Here is a 15,158-nt window from a genome sequence, read left to right on the forward strand (position 1 = left end):
TCCCCCTCTGCTATTTTTTTATACCACATATAATTATTTTAACATTATCAACAAATGTTTTTAATCTTGTTTCTACTTGGGCTCTTTCAGTTTCTGTAACAAATGTATAGTATGTACTCCCACTTCCTGACATAAAAAATCTTTTATTAGGTAATACAGCATTAAGTGTCATTTTTAACATTTTTATATCAATATTATTTTCTATTGCTTGCTCTAAAGAGTTTTCAATATTTTTTTCAATACCAACTCTATTATTTGTCTTTAAACAGCTTTCTATTTCATCAAAATTAGAATATTTTTTTTCATCTAAGTTATCAAAATTATTGTAGGCTTCCTTTGTTGAAACTCCAAATTCAGGTTTTATCAAAATCAAACCATCTTCTAAATTATTTTCAACTTCTCTTATTTTTTCACCTTTTCCACCAACTCTAGCTGTTTTATTTTTTATAAAAAATGGTACATCACTACCAATTCTCATTGAAATCTTTTCTAATTCCTCTAGTGAATATATATTTCCACTGTACTCATTTAAAACTTTTAAGAAAAAAGCGGCATTAGAACTACCTCCACCTAGTCCAGCTTCAGATGGTATATTCTTTTTTAGTAAAACTTTAATTTTTAATTCTTTAGTTTCAATATTTTCAAAAAAAACTTTATATGCTTTATATAAAATATTTCTCTCATCAGTAGGGATTTTTTTTTCTGAACATTCTATCTCTAAATCACCAGACTCATTATATATTTCTATTTCCATTTCGTCTGCTAAAGTGACAGGAACCATAATACTATCTATATCATGATACCCGTCTTCATTTTTTTCAAAAACATTTAAACCTATATTTATCTTTGCATTTGAAAAAACTTTATATTTATTCAAAAAAATCATCTTCCTTATCTAAATCTATCTCGATATCTAAACCTTTAGTTTCAATAAGTTTTACTAAATCACTAGTCTTATCTTTTGAAACATTTCCTAAAGGAACTTGCATTATTTCAAATTTAAAATATTTATTATAATATTCAATTTCCATTAACTGACCTACTTTTACTTCTGCCGAGGCTTTTACTACTTTTCCATCTAACTTTACTTTCCCGCCATCAACAACAATTTTAGCTATAGGTCTTCTTTTTATAATTCTACTAACTTTCAAAAACTTGTCTAATCTCATCTTTCTCCTTTATAATTTATACATCTTTTTTCAAATTATGTCAATTTTTTTTTAATAATTGTTATAAATTTATACTTTTTTTATTTATATATATAATATATGTATATAATATTTGATATAACTATTTTGTATAAAGAGTGAAGAAATTAAATATATCTCCTTTATATACAATTGTATTTGTAAATTGTAAAAACTTTATTTTATTATTATTCATAAGAAAAATTATTTTATCTAAATTTACTTTTTCATCATTAAAATTTATATAAATTTCTTCTCCGTGTTGTTTAATAATTTTTATTCCCAATTCATTGCCTATTATTCGTATTTTTAAATAATCTAAAAATCCTTTAGCTTCCTCTTTCATTCTTCCAAATCTATCTTCTATTTCAGATTTAAAAATTTCTAATTCTGATAGAGTTTTTATTTTCAGAGCTCTTTTATATAGTTTAATTTTTTCAATTTTGCCAACATAATCTTCTGGTAAATATCTAGGAAAATTCAATTCAACATCAATATCTATTTCTTCTTGTTTTTGATTTTCTCCTTTTATTTTGGATATTTCTTCTGTCAACATTTTCATATACAAGTTATAACCAAAAGTTTCAACAGCTCCATGTTGTTTTTCTCCTAAAATTTCTCCAACACCTCTAATTTTAGAATCTTCCATAGCTAAGTCTATTCCCATTAAATTATCAAATTCTTTTATACTTTCTTCTCTCTTTTTTGCATTTTTGGTTTTATTATCGTTCATAAGCAAATAACAATAACTTTTTCTGCTACTTCTTCCTATTCTTCCTCTAAGTTGATAAACTTGAGATAAACCCAATTTTTCAACTCCTTCAATTATCATAGTATTAGCATTTTCAATATCTATACCATTTTCTATAATAGTTGTTGCAACTAAGATATCTATATTTCCGTTTTCAAATTCATGAATATTTTTTTTAATATCATAAGGAGACATTTGTCCGTGTATATAACTAACTTTTATATAATCAGGAAGCATACTTTTTATTTCTTCTGTTTTACTTTCTATTCTTTTTACAGAATTAAAAATATAATAAGCCTGTCCTTCTCTTGAAATTTCTTTCATTAAAATTTCTTTAATTTCTTCTTTATTATTGTCTATATACATAGTTTGAATTTTTTGTCTTCCCTCTGGAGAAGTATCTATTATAGATAAATCTCTAATACCTAATAAAGACATATTTAATGTTCTTGGAATAGGAGTTGCAGTTAATGTGAGTACATCTATATCTCCCTTTATTTTTTTTAATTTCTCTTTTGCTTTGACTCCAAATTTTTGTTCCTCATCAATAATTAATAAACCTAAATCTTTAAATTTTATATCGTTAGATAAAATCCTATGAGTTCCTATTATCAAATCTACAGCTCCAGCTTTTATTTTTTTTAAACTTTCTCTTTGCTCTCTGTCTGATTTTACTCTACTTAAAATATCTATATTTATTGGATAATTTTTAAACCTTTCTGAAAATCTTTCAAAATGTTGTTCAGCTAAAACTGTTGTTGGAACTAAAAGTACAACTTGTTTATGATCCATAACAGCTTTAAATGCTGCTCTTATTGCAACTTCTGTTTTCCCATAACCAACATCTCCACAAACTAATCTATCCATAACTTTTGAAGATTCCATATCTGCTTTTACATCTTCAATTGCTTTTTTTTGAGCAGGAGTTTCTGTGTATGGGAAAGCTTCTTCAAATTCTTCTTGCCAAACTGTATCTTTAGAATAATTAAAACCATTTCCAAGATTTCTTTTAGCTTGAATTTTTATAATTTCTCTTGCAAAAATTTCTATATCTTCTGTTAATTTTAATTTTTTGTTTCTAAATCCTTTTCTTCCTAAATTATAAATCTCTGGAATAATTTCAGACATATTTATATATTTTTCAAGTCTATTTACACTTTCAATAGGAACAAATAATTTATCTTCATCAGCATATTTTATCTTCAAATAGTCTTTTCCATCTATATTTTCAATTCCTAAAAATATGCCTACCCCAAAATTTTCATGAATGACATAATCTTCTTCTCGAATTTCATCAATATTTTTTAATTTTAAATCTTTTTTTACTATTTTTTCCCTTTTTACTCTTATTCCTTTTATTTCTCTATCTGTTAAAATCAACTCTTTATCAATTTTATATCCTTCAAACAATGGATATTTTTCAAATTTTATATCATAACCTTTAAATATTTCTTTATATCTTTCAGCTTCTTCTGAATAAATTTTTATTTTTAAGCTTTCTGACAATTTCTTTACTTTATCTATTACTTCAAATTGTTTTAATTCATTTTCTGTAAAAGTTTTTATTTCAATTTCTGTTCCATTATTTATAAGCTCTATGTATTTTGATTGAATTTCATCTTCTTTTTCTTTTTTTTCTTCATTGAAAAATCTGTATATTTTATGTTCTAATATATCTTTATTTTCAAAGAAATAATCAATTTTATTTTTATTCATAGACATTAAATCAAAAAAATATTTCTTTTCATTATTATTATCTATATACAGTTCTATACTTTCTTTTTTTTCTATACTTAGTTGAGAATTTATATCAAAACATGTTATTCTATCGATTTCATCTCCAAAAAATTCTACTCTGATAGGATTTTCTTGATTAGTATTAAATATATCTAATATGTCACCTCTTATAGAATATTCATTTCTTTGGGATACCATAAATGTTTTTTGAAAACCAGCTTTTTGAAGTTTTTCTTCTAAAAATTTTAATTCTACTCTTTCTCCTAATCTCACAAATAAACTATTTACTTCTGTAAAATATTTTTCTAAAAAATATTCAATAGAAATTAATATTATATATTTTTCATCTGAATTTATAAGTTCTAGTAAATCATAGTTATACTTTTTTAATTCGTCGTTTTCATTTTCTTTTTTTATTCTTAAAACTTTACCTTTATAAATATCTTTTAACACAAAAAAATAATCATCTATATTTCTATTAGATGAACAGACATATACAATATTATTTTTTTTACTTTTCAGCCAAAAGGGTATTTCTCCTCTAAATTTCTTTTCCATATTCTCTCCTAAATTCTCTCTACTTTTAATTATAACAATTATTACAAGATATTTCTATCATTTATTTTTATATAATGATATAATTTAAATATAATTTGTAGGGGGTGCTTTATGAAAAAAATAATTTTGATATTTTTAAGTTTCCTTTGTATTTCTTGTAGTACTTTAAATCCATATGTTGATGGAAAAACAAGAACAGAATTATTAAGTAAAGGTATGGCAGAATTAATGACGGAAGATGAAAAACGTGAGTTATATTCTGGTGGTAAAGGTGTTTTTATTTTATATACTGAACCTTTTTCAGGTATTTTAGGGCAATCTATTAGAGCTGTTGCCAATAATCTTCCTCATAAGAAACAAATTGAAAAAGCTGCTAATTACATCTATCAATATCAAGATAAAATAATTGTTTCAGATAATACTTATACTATTCAAGAAGCTATTGAGTATATGGGACAAAGTGAAAACGGAAGAAAAACTCTTTTAAATTGCAGATTTTTATTTTTAAATCGTGCCAATAGAGAGAAAATAGAAAAATTGTCCAAGGAATATGGTTTTAAATATAGTTATCCTAAATTAGATAAATAAAATTTATAATAATAAAGTCTCTGACGTCCGTATTAGTTCGAAGAGCCTGTGTTCATTGAGCTCGTAGAACTCATACGGCTGTCAAGAGACTGATTTTTTATTATTTAATTTTATACTTTTTATACTTACTTACAGAGAAATTAAAAAGCAAGTATTGTAGTTTTTACTACGAACTTGCTTTTTATTATTTTTCTAATCTACCATATCAATAAATTCAAATATAGTCTTTTCATCTAAAGTATTACTTGAATCAAATGAATATGAAAATTTTCCTTTTGACCAAATTGCTAAATAATATAGTCCTTTTTCACCTTTTAAAGTTACTTTTATTCCTTTATATTCAACTTCTTTTTCATCAGAATATTCATTATAATCTCCACTTACATCTTGATTTTCTAAATTAGATTTTCTAAAGTAAATTTCATTTTTTGAATTTTCAAATAAAACTTGTATCAACTCACCTTTTATAGCTTCTATTAAAGTTCTGTCATAATCTTGAAATTTATCATTAATTTTTAACTTAAAGTTAGCTAAATTTTCAGCATCTTCCAGTTTTTCTACTTCTTCAAAAGGATTAGGTAAACCAACTTCAGCAGAATTTTCTACTTCTTGTTTGCTACCTTGTTCCAATTTTTTACCATTACAAGCTGTACAAAATATTATTGATAGTATACACAAAACTAAAGTAAATAACTTTTTCATATATCCTCCAAATTTATTTTTTATTCATATAAGCAATAATAAGAGTTACATCATTTGAAGTTACTCCACTTATTCTTGTTGCTTCTCCAATAGATAATGGTCTAACTTCATTTAAACCTGCTCTTGCAATATTTGAAATTCCTTTAATTTCATCGTAGTTTATATTTTTAGGTATATACATATTTTCTAACTTTTTAAATTTTTCTATTTGTTTATTTTCTCTTTCAATAAAAATTTCATATTTTATCATAGTTTCTATTTGATTTTTTACAAATTCATCATAATCAGATAAATTTAAAAACTCTTTTAATTTATCGTAGCTAACATCTTTTATTTTTAATATTTCTGCTGCTTTAATACCTTTTGCAAATCTTTCTTCAAGTCCTAAATTTTCTAAAAATTTATTAGCTTCATTCATACTAACAGAAATATTTTTTAAATTATTTATCTCCGTATACACATTATTAATAGAATTTTCTAAAAATTTTATTTTTTCTTCATCAATAATTCTAATTTTTTTTACTTTATCTATTAATCTCATAAAAGCATTATCATATCTTAAAGTTATTCTATATTCAGCCCTAGATGGTAATACTCTATATGGTTCAGGAGTTTTTTTATGAATTAAATCATCTATTAGTACTCCAATATATGCTTCACTTCTATCTATTATAATTGGCTCTTTAGCTTGAACTTTTCTACCAGCATTCACTCCAGCCATAAACCCTTGTGCTGCAGCCTCTTCATATCCTGATGTTCCATTTATTTGACCTGCAAAAAATAATCCTGATATTTTTTTATTTTCTAAACTTGGATATAGTTGACTAGCAGGAGCATAATCATATTCCACTGCATAACCATGTCTCATTATTTTTGCATTTTCTAAACCTTTTATTGTTCTTAATATTTTTTCTTGAACAAATGCCGGCATAGCTGTTGTAAGTCCATTAACATATATTTCATCTGAATTTTCCGACTCAAGCTCTAAAAAGATTTGATGTTTTAATTTATCTGGAAAATTTAAAACTTTTCTGTCTATTGATGGACAATGTCTAGGTCCGTGTGTATTTACCATTCCACTAACTATTGGAGAGTATTTCATCATTTCTTTTACAACTTCTATAGTTTCATCAGAAGTATAGGTAAGCCATGTTGGAACTACATTATTTTTTTCTTTTTTAGTAAATACTGAAAAATATCTTGGATGTTCTTCTCCTTTTAACTCCTCTAATTTAGAAAAATCTATAGTTTTTCTATCTATTCTTGGAGGTGTTGCAGTTTGATATCTCTCAATTTTTATTCCTAAATCTCTTAAATTATCAGATAATTTTTCAGCCGACATTTCTCCTTGTCTTCCTGCTGAATATGTTATATCTCCTATAACAATTTTTCCTTTTAAGAAAGTTCCTGTTGCTAAAACTATTGCCTTTGCCTTATAAATAATTCCTAATTTTGTTTTTAATCCTATAACTTTCTTTTCATATGATAAATTTTCAGATTTCTTTATTTCTTCAACTAAAATTTCTTCTGCACAATCTTGAAGTAAACTTATATTTTCTGTTTTTTCAAGCTTTTCTCTCATTTTTCTTCTATATTTGTATTTATCAGCTTGACCTCTAGTAATTCTTGCAGCAGGACCCTTACTTGTATTTAAATCTTTTAATTGAAGATTAAATTCATCTATATGTTTTCCCATTTCTCCACCAAGAACATCTATTTCTGTTACAAGATTACTTTTTCCTGGTCCTCCAATAGATGGATTACAAGACATCATAGAAATTGTGTCTAAGTATAAAGTCATTAAAGCCGTTTTGTTCCCAAGTCTTGCACTTGCTAATGCTGCTTCAACTCCGGCATGTCCTGCTCCTACAACTATAACATCATATTCTTTATTCATTTTATTCATCTCTCTCTTAAATCAAAATTTTACTTTCCAACACAGAAATTACTAAAAATATGGTCTAGTAAATCTTCACTTGAAATTTCTCCTGTTACTTCTGATAAAGAATCTAGAGCATCTTTAATATCAACTGCCATTAAATCCATAGGTAGCCCCATGCTTATTGTACTTAAAATATTTAAAAGTGCTTCATTTGTTTTTTCAAGAGCTGATTTATGTCTAACATTAGTAATAACTAATTTTTGAGAACTATCTTCTACATCTCCATTCATAATATAATGATAAATTTCATCTTCTAAATTATCTATTCCTAATTTTTCTAAAGCTGATACTTTTATCCATTTATTTATTTTTGGAAATTTAGATAAATCTAATTCTTTTTTTATATCAATTTTATTTAAAATTCCAATAACTTTATCTGTATTTATGATATCATAAATTTTAAAATCTTCTTCATCTAAATCTCTAGAGCTATCTATAACATACAAAATTAAATCTGCACTATTTATAAGTTCTTTTGATTTTTCTACACCTATATTTTCAACAACATCATCTGTATTTCTTATTCCAGCTGTATCAACTAATAATAAAGGTATTCCATTTATATTAATTACCTCTTCTATTATATCTCTCGTTGTTCCTGGAATGTGAGTAACTATGGCTCTTTCTTCTCTTAATAACGAATTTAATATACTTGATTTTCCTACATTAGGTTTTCCAATAATAGCAGTCTTTATTCCATCTTTTATTATCTTTCCTTTATTGTAAGATAAAATTAATTCCTTAATTTCATTAGAAGCTTTTTTTAAATTAGCAACTAAGTTTTCAGGAACAGGGTCATCTATTCCTTCCTCAGGATAATCTAAGACTACATTTATATGAGCTGCTAAATCTAAAACAGATTTTTTTATTACTCCTATCTTATCTCTCAAATCTCCTCTTAGTTGATTTAAAGATAAAGACAGAGATTTCTCTGTCTTTCCGTGTATTACATCTATTATAGCTTCTGCTTGAGTTAAATCTATTCTTCCATTTAAAAAAGCTCTTTTTGTAAATTCACCAATTTCTGCTATTCTAGCTCCATTTTTTAGAACAACTTCCAAAACTTTTTCTGTTATTAAAAAACCACCATGACAATTAATTTCAACAATATCCTCTCTAGTATAAGTATTTGGAGCTTTCATAATGCTCACCAAAACTTCATCTACTATTTGCTTATTATCAATAATATGTCCAAAATTAATTGAGTAATTTCTTAATTCATTAACTCTTTTTTCACTTTTGGGTTTAAATATTTTTTCAAGTATACTTAGAGAATCAGAACCAGACATTCTAACAATACTTATTCCACCTTCCCCTCTGGGAGTTGAAATAGCTGCAATCGTATCTAGTAACATATTTTTCTCCTATCTTTTCTTTTTTATAACTATATATCTTTTTGGATCTCTTCCTTCACTAAAAGTATCAAGATCTGGATATTTATTAACAACTTCATGAATTATTTTTCTTTCTCTAGGTGGCATTGAATTAAGTCTTATTGTTTTCCCTGTTTTAGAAACTTTTTCTGCCATTTTTCTAGCTAAAGATCTAAGTGTTTCATTTCTTTTTTCTTTAAATTTTTCTACATCTACTTCTATTTTACAATCTCTTATTAAATTATTTAAAAGATATTCAAGACTATTCAAAGTTTTACCTTTTTGACCTATAACTATTGCATTATCAGTACCAAAAAAATCTACTACGAATACCCTATCCTTAATTCTTCTTATTTTATATTTAATATCTAATTTCATATTCTTAACAAAGAAATCTACTTTTTCAGATATTTCTTTTTCGTATTCATCATTATTTTGAGTTTTTTGATTATTTTCTAATTTTTCTATTTTTTCTTTATTAATTTCTTTTTCGATTTTTTCTTTTTTTACTGCCTTATTTTCTTTAACTTCCTTTTTAGGTTTCTCATTTATTTTATCTGTAAAACTTACCTCGTAAAGACCAGGTTCTGTTCCAAAAAGTCCAAATAATTTTTTACGTGGAGCTTCTTTTTCTGTTATGTTAATATTTAAATTATCATTTTTTTCAATTCCTAATATATTTAAAGCTCTTTTAACTGCATTTTCTTTATCAATAGCTTTTATTTCTATTGTTTTTTCCATAATTAATCTCCTTTTTTCATTATGAAATATTGTTGTACTACAGCAGCGATACTTGAAGTTAACCAATAAACTTGTAATCCAGCAGGCATTTTATATGAAATAAATATCATCATCAAAGGAAATATGTACATCATTTGTTTCATTTGAGGATTTTCAGAAGTTCCCATTAATTTTTGTTGTACAAATGATATAGCTCCATTTAATATAGGTAGTATATAAAATGGATCTGGATCTGCTAGTTTCATCCATAAGAATGTAGAATCTTTTGGTATAATTCCACTTCTTAAAACACCAAATAACGCAAACAATATTGGTAATTGTATTAGTATAGGTAAACAACCACCAGCCGGATTAACCTTATTTTCTCTATATAATTCCATTGTTTTTATATTTAACATTTGCTTATCGTTTGCAAATTTTTTCTTAATTTCTTCTAATTGTGGTTGTAATTTTTTCATTGCTTTCATAGATTTATCTTGTTTTATTGTTAATGGTAATAATATTATTTTTATTATTATTGTTACCACTATTATAGACAATCCAAAATTTCCAACATATTTATCAGCTGTATTTAATAAAAAAGCTATAAAACTCTGTAATAAACCATATATATAACTCATTATTCCTCCATTTTTTTCTCTTTATTTTTTTTCTGTTTTGGCACTGGATCATAGCCTCCTTCACAAAAAGGTTGGCATCTTAAAATTCTTTTAATTCCCAAATAAACTCCATATAAAACTCCATATTCTTCTATAGCTTGATAAGTATAGCTTGAACAAGTTGGATAAAATCTACATTTTCCTGGTTTTATAGGAGATATAAATTTTTGATAAAATCTTATTATATATAAAAAAATTTTTTTCATTTCTTTTCACTTTTTATATTTAATATCTTACTTACTTTTAAAATTTTATTTAAATCTTTTTCTATATCTTGATATTTTAAATTATTAATTTCTTCACCAAATATTTTTTTTCCAACAATTATTATATCATAATTAGATGAAAATTTATCTTCATTTAATCTAACATATTCTCTAAATAATCTTTTTATTCTATTTCTACAAAATGCTTTACCTGTTTTTTTACTGGCAACAAAGCCAAATCTTGATATATTTAAATTGTTTTTATTAAAAAAAATAAGAGAGTATCTCCCAAAACATTTATTTCCATAGTTATATATATTTTGAAACTCTCTATTATTTTTTAAAGTATTCATACTTTCTCCTAAAAATTAGTTCAAGGTAAAAACCCGGTGGATTTTCACACCGGGTCGTCTTATGCAGATAATTTAGCTCTTCCTCTAATTCTTCTTCTTTTTAAAACTTTTCTTCCATTTTTAGTTGACATTCTTTCTCTGAAACCATGATCTTTTTTTCTTTTTCTTTTATTTGGTTGAAATGTTCTTTTCATTTTATAAATCACCTCCAAAAAACTACTATTATTCAGTTAAGAATTTTACAATTTATTTTGAGATTTGTCAAGTTTTTATTTGAAACAATATTAATAAGCTATATTAAGAATAATTTTTTATTTTTAATCGTATACATAAAATTTTAAATTAGATTTTTATTTTTTTAGTATGTTTTTGTCTATATGTTATATGTAATGATTATTAAAAAAAATTCATTTTTATTTTTTGTTTTATTTTTAATATTGGATAGAAAATTTTTTTGAAATTATTATTATTATTTATATACATTTATTTTTCTTTTGATTTTCTTAGCTTTGTAAATTTATAATTTTAGATTTTTATTATTATTAAAAGATATATAGAAAAATTCTTTTATTTTTATTCATATACATTTAAAAATTTGTTGAATTTTCTTTTATTTTTATTTATTTAATTTTTTAGAAATAAATTTATAGCTAAAAAGTAATAGAGTTTATTATAAAAAAAGTTAGCTCAAAAAAAAATAATAATATTATTATTAATATACATATAAATAATATAGATTTTTCAATATATTTTTTATAAATATTTTTTTTATATATTTATTTATAAGATAATAAAATTTAATAAAATATTATTGAATATATACATAACTTATGATAAAATTTTTATATAATTTTAATTTTATGGAGATAAAAATGGCAAAAGAAAAAAAAGTAGTAAATATAGATGATGATATCATAGAAGTAGAAAATTTTGAATTAAAAAAAACAGGATCATTAGGAGAAGATTTAATAAATTTTGAAAATGTTAAAGATGTAAAAATAAAAACAGAAGATGTTCCTGAAATAGAAGTACAAGAAATATATATAAGAGAAACAGGAAATTTTTTAAACTTGCAAGAAAATTTTATTAATATTCCAATAGAAATGATATATTTTCCATTTTTTACACCTCAAAAACAAAATAAAAGGGTAAACTTTAAATATACTTTTGAGGATTTAGGGGTGACAATGTATAGCACTTTAGTTCCTAAAGATAAAAAAGATAAGGTATTTCAACCCTCTATTTTTGAAGAAAAAATTTATACATTTTTAATATCTATGTATCAAGATGAAAAAAATAAAAAGATGGAAGATGGGGAAGTAGCAATAGAATTTGAAATAACAGATTTCATAGTTAATTTCTTAGGAAATAAAATGAATAGAACTTACTATACAAAAGTAGAACAAGCACTAAAAAATTTAAAAAACACTTTGTACCAGTTTGAAGTTTCAAATCACACAAAATTCGGAAAAAATAAATTTGAAGATAGCTCATTTCAACTTTTGAATTATCAAAAATTAAAAGTAGGAAAGAAAAGTTATTATAGAGTAATACTTAATAAAAATATTGTAAATAAAATAAAGAGTAAGAGATATATAAAGTACAACACAAAAAATTTATTAGAAATAATGATAAAAGATCCTATTGCTTCAAGAATTTATAGATATATAAGTAAAATTAGATATAAAGAAAGTAAAGGAGAAATAAATATAAGAACATTGGCTGCTATTATACCTTTAAAAATGGAGCAGAGAGTAGAGAAAAAAGTAAAGAATGGTATAAAAGAATATTTTTTAAGCAGAACAAAACCTGTACTTGAAAGAATATTAAAAGCTTTTGAAAGTTTGATGGAATTAGGATATCTTACAGAATATGAAGAAGAATATAGAAAAGAAGAAGAAACTTATTATATTCACTATCTTTTTAATAAAGATAGAGATGGAGATTGCCATGTTTCAGAATTTGTAAAAAAATCAGATAAAAAAAATGTGGTTAAAGAAGATATTGGTGGAGTTGAAGAGGAAATAGACTTAGAAGCTGAGTTTGAATATGAAGATAATATAGAATATTTAATAAATAAAGCTAAGAAAAATCCTAAAATTTCTATAAAATGGAATGCTTGGGTTGATAAAAAACTAAAAAAGATCACAGCAGAAGAAGGAGAAGAATATACAAAAAGAATTTTAAATATACTTAGCAATACAAAAATAAATATAGAAAAAGGTTTACCATTCTATATTGATGGTATCTTGAAAAATTTAAGAGGTAAGAAAAAAGCTCCAAATACAAATATGAGTATATTTGGAAATGTCGGTAAAGAAAAAGGAGCAAAAAGTAAAAATCAAATAAAACAAGCTAGAAAAAAAGGTATGGAAAAAATTTCTAATTTAAAACAAATAATGAATGAAAATGAGTTATACGGAGTGATAGACTCAAGAGAAGAAATTGATGATATGTATATGCTTGAAAATAAAAAAACAGAAGATGAAAATCTGGTAGAATTAAAAGAAAATAATGAAGCTCATAAAGAAGATATCAAAGAAGTTGAAGTTAAAAGTTTTTGTGAAGAAATTTTTGAAAAAGTTGATGATTTAACAAAACTTGAAATTGAAGATAAAGCACTAGAACTTTTTAGAAAATCAACAAATGTACAAAATAATGATTTTATTTTATCAATAAAAAATAATAATATAAAAATTTACTATAATATGATAAGTATTTTTGTAAGAGAAGTTATAAATAGAGATTATAAAGAACTTATGGAAGGATAAAAAAAGGATAAACGAGGTAAATTATGGATAATAAAAAAGAAATTGAAAGAGCAGAACTACATAGAACAATTTGGGGAATTGCAAATGCACTAAGAGGAAGTGTTGATGGTTGGGATTTTAAGCAATATGTTTTAGGAATGTTGTTTTATCGTTATATTTCTGAAAATTTAACTAACTACATTAATAAAGGTGAAATTGAAGCAGGAAATATAGATTTTGATTATGCTGATTTGAAAGATGAAGAAGCAATAATAGCTAAAGAAGATTTAATAAAAACAAAAGGTTTTTTTATTTTACCAAGTGAACTATTTATTAATATTAGAAAAAGAGCAGAAAAAGATGAAAATTTAAATGTTACCTTGCATACTATATTCACAAATATTGAAAGCTCAGCAAGTGGAACAGAAAGTGAAAGTGATTTAAAAGGTTTATTTGATGATTTAGATGTCAATAGTAATAAACTAGGTGGAACAGTAGCTAAAAGAAATGAAAACTTAGTTAATTTAATAAATGGTGTTGGAGATATGAAGTTAGGAGATTATCAGGAAAATACCATTGATGCCTTTGGAGATGCTTATGAATATTTAATGGGAATGTATGCTTCAAATGCTGGAAAAAGTGGAGGAGAATACTATACTCCACAAGAAGTTTCAGAACTTTTAACTAAACTTACTTTAGTTGGAAAAAAAGAAGTAAATAAGGTATACGACCCAGCTTGTGGTAGTGGATCTTTACTTTTAAAGTTTGCAAAAATTTTAGGAAAAGATAATGTAAGAAATGGTTTCTATGGACAAGAAATAAATATTACAACATATAATTTGTGTCGTATAAATATGTTTTTACACGATATAGATTTTGATAAATTTGACATAGCTCACGGAGATACTTTGATAGATCCAGCACATTGGGACGACGAACCATTTGAAGCAATAGTTTCTAATCCTCCTTACTCAATAAAATGGGAAGGAGATAATAGTCAAATATTAATTAATGATAGTAGATTCTCTCCAGCAGGAGTGTTAGCACCAAAATCAAAAGCAGACTTAGCATTTATTATGCATTCTCTTTCTTGGCTTGCACCTAATGGGACAGCAGCAATAGTATGTTTCCCAGGAGTAATGTATCGTAGTGGTGCAGAACAAAAAATTCGTAAGTACTTAATAGATAATAACTACATTGATTGTATTATTCAATTACCTGATAATCTATTTTATGGAACAAGTATAGCTACTTGTATTATGGTATTAAAGAAAGCAAAAACTGACAATAAAGTATTATTCATAGATGCTTCAAAAGAATTTATTAAAGTTACTAATAGCAATAAAATGACAGAAAAACATATTGATGATATTTTAGAAAAATTTACTAAGAGAGAAAATATAGAATATATTTCAAACCTTGTTGACTATGAAAAAATAGTTGAAGAAAACTATAATTTATCAGTTTCAACTTATGTAGAAAAAGAAGATACTAGTGAAAAAATAGATATAGTTGAATTAAATAAAGAAATTCAAAGAATTGTTGAAAGAGAAGAAGAATTAAGAAAAGAGATAGATAAAATTATTACTGAAATTGAAATTAGATAAGGAG

At 24.4% G+C, this 15,158-nt stretch carries 14 protein-coding genes; 3 read left to right on the top strand and 11 right to left on the bottom strand.

Annotation, left to right across the window (positions count from 1 at the left end):
• Positions 1-10: 10 nt before the first annotated feature.
• From ispE to BQ2505_RS03805, 3 genes are all read right to left on the bottom strand, one after another.
• Positions 11-886 carry a 4-(cytidine 5'-diphospho)-2-C-methyl-D-erythritol kinase gene (gene ispE, locus BQ2505_RS03795; RefSeq protein WP_074016446.1) on the bottom strand — a complete coding sequence of 292 codons (876 nt, stop codon included), beginning with the start codon at positions 884-886 and terminating at the stop codon, positions 11-13.
• Positions 870-1,169, bottom strand: a complete 300-nt coding sequence (locus tag BQ2505_RS03800) for an RNA-binding S4 domain-containing protein (protein ID WP_074016447.1) — start codon at positions 1,167-1,169, stop codon at positions 870-872. Before BQ2505_RS03800 ends, ispE begins: the two co-directional genes overlap by 17 nt.
• 121 nt (positions 1,170-1,290) lie before the next feature.
• A complete protein-coding gene (locus BQ2505_RS03805; RefSeq protein WP_074016448.1) occupies positions 1,291-4,233 on the bottom strand; it encodes a transcription-repair coupling factor in 2,943 nt (980 codons plus the stop codon).
• Between the two features lie 111 nt (positions 4,234-4,344).
• Between BQ2505_RS03805 and BQ2505_RS03810 the strand changes: the two genes are divergently transcribed.
• Entirely contained in the window at positions 4,345-4,821 is a 477-nt protein-coding gene (locus BQ2505_RS03810; protein WP_074016449.1) for a hypothetical protein, read from the top strand.
• A gap of 192 nt (positions 4,822-5,013) precedes the next feature.
• On the opposite strand, the gene BQ2505_RS03815 is transcribed toward BQ2505_RS03810, so the two are convergent.
• From BQ2505_RS03815 to rpmH, 8 genes are read right to left on the bottom strand one after another with little or no spacing between them, the layout of a single operon-like run.
• Positions 5,014-5,523, bottom strand: coding sequence for a hypothetical protein (locus BQ2505_RS03815; protein ID WP_074016450.1), 510 nt, complete (start codon positions 5,521-5,523; stop codon positions 5,014-5,016).
• Between the two features lie 13 nt (positions 5,524-5,536).
• Positions 5,537-7,420: a tRNA uridine-5-carboxymethylaminomethyl(34) synthesis enzyme MnmG gene (gene mnmG / locus BQ2505_RS03820; RefSeq protein ID WP_074016588.1), complete on the bottom strand. Its 1,884-nt coding sequence runs from the start codon at positions 7,418-7,420 to the stop codon at positions 5,537-5,539.
• Positions 7,421-7,449: 29 nt separating this feature from the next.
• The gene (gene mnmE, locus BQ2505_RS03825) at positions 7,450-8,820 is read right to left on the bottom strand and encodes a tRNA uridine-5-carboxymethylaminomethyl(34) synthesis GTPase MnmE (protein ID WP_074016451.1); all 1,371 of its coding nucleotides are present in this window, start codon (positions 8,818-8,820) and stop codon (positions 7,450-7,452) included.
• A 9-nt stretch (positions 8,821-8,829) separates the two neighbouring features.
• Positions 8,830-9,579, bottom strand: coding sequence for a Jag family protein (locus BQ2505_RS03830; RefSeq protein ID WP_074016452.1), 750 nt, complete (start codon positions 9,577-9,579; stop codon positions 8,830-8,832).
• Positions 9,580-9,581: 2 nt separating this feature from the next.
• Positions 9,582-10,199 carry a YidC/Oxa1 family membrane protein insertase gene (locus tag BQ2505_RS03835; protein ID WP_074016453.1) on the bottom strand — a complete coding sequence of 206 codons (618 nt, stop codon included), beginning with the start codon at positions 10,197-10,199 and terminating at the stop codon, positions 9,582-9,584.
• The gene (gene yidD, locus BQ2505_RS03840) at positions 10,199-10,444 is read right to left on the bottom strand and encodes a membrane protein insertion efficiency factor YidD (protein ID WP_074016454.1); all 246 of its coding nucleotides are present in this window, start codon (positions 10,442-10,444) and stop codon (positions 10,199-10,201) included. Before yidD ends, BQ2505_RS03835 begins: the two co-directional genes overlap by 1 nt.
• Positions 10,441-10,797: a ribonuclease P protein component gene (rnpA, locus tag BQ2505_RS03845; protein ID WP_074016455.1), complete on the bottom strand. Its 357-nt coding sequence runs from the start codon at positions 10,795-10,797 to the stop codon at positions 10,441-10,443. The genes yidD and rnpA overlap by 4 nt, the downstream gene beginning before the upstream one ends.
• A 59-nt stretch (positions 10,798-10,856) precedes the next feature.
• Positions 10,857-10,991: a 50S ribosomal protein L34 gene (gene rpmH, locus BQ2505_RS03850; RefSeq protein ID WP_074016456.1), complete on the bottom strand. Its 135-nt coding sequence runs from the start codon at positions 10,989-10,991 to the stop codon at positions 10,857-10,859.
• Positions 10,992-11,669: 678 nt separating this feature from the next.
• Here rpmH and BQ2505_RS03855 point away from each other — a divergent pair.
• A complete protein-coding gene (locus BQ2505_RS03855) occupies positions 11,670-13,568 on the top strand; it encodes a replication initiator protein A (RefSeq protein WP_074016457.1) in 1,899 nt (632 codons plus the stop codon).
• A gap of 23 nt (positions 13,569-13,591) precedes the next feature.
• A complete protein-coding gene (locus BQ2505_RS03860; RefSeq protein ID WP_074016458.1) occupies positions 13,592-15,154 on the top strand; it encodes a type I restriction-modification system subunit M in 1,563 nt (520 codons plus the stop codon).
• Positions 15,155-15,158 lie beyond the last annotated feature (4 nt).

Source organism: Fusobacterium massiliense (assembly GCF_900095705.1).
Taxonomy (GTDB): Bacteria; Fusobacteriota; Fusobacteriia; order Fusobacteriales; family Fusobacteriaceae; genus Fusobacterium; species Fusobacterium massiliense.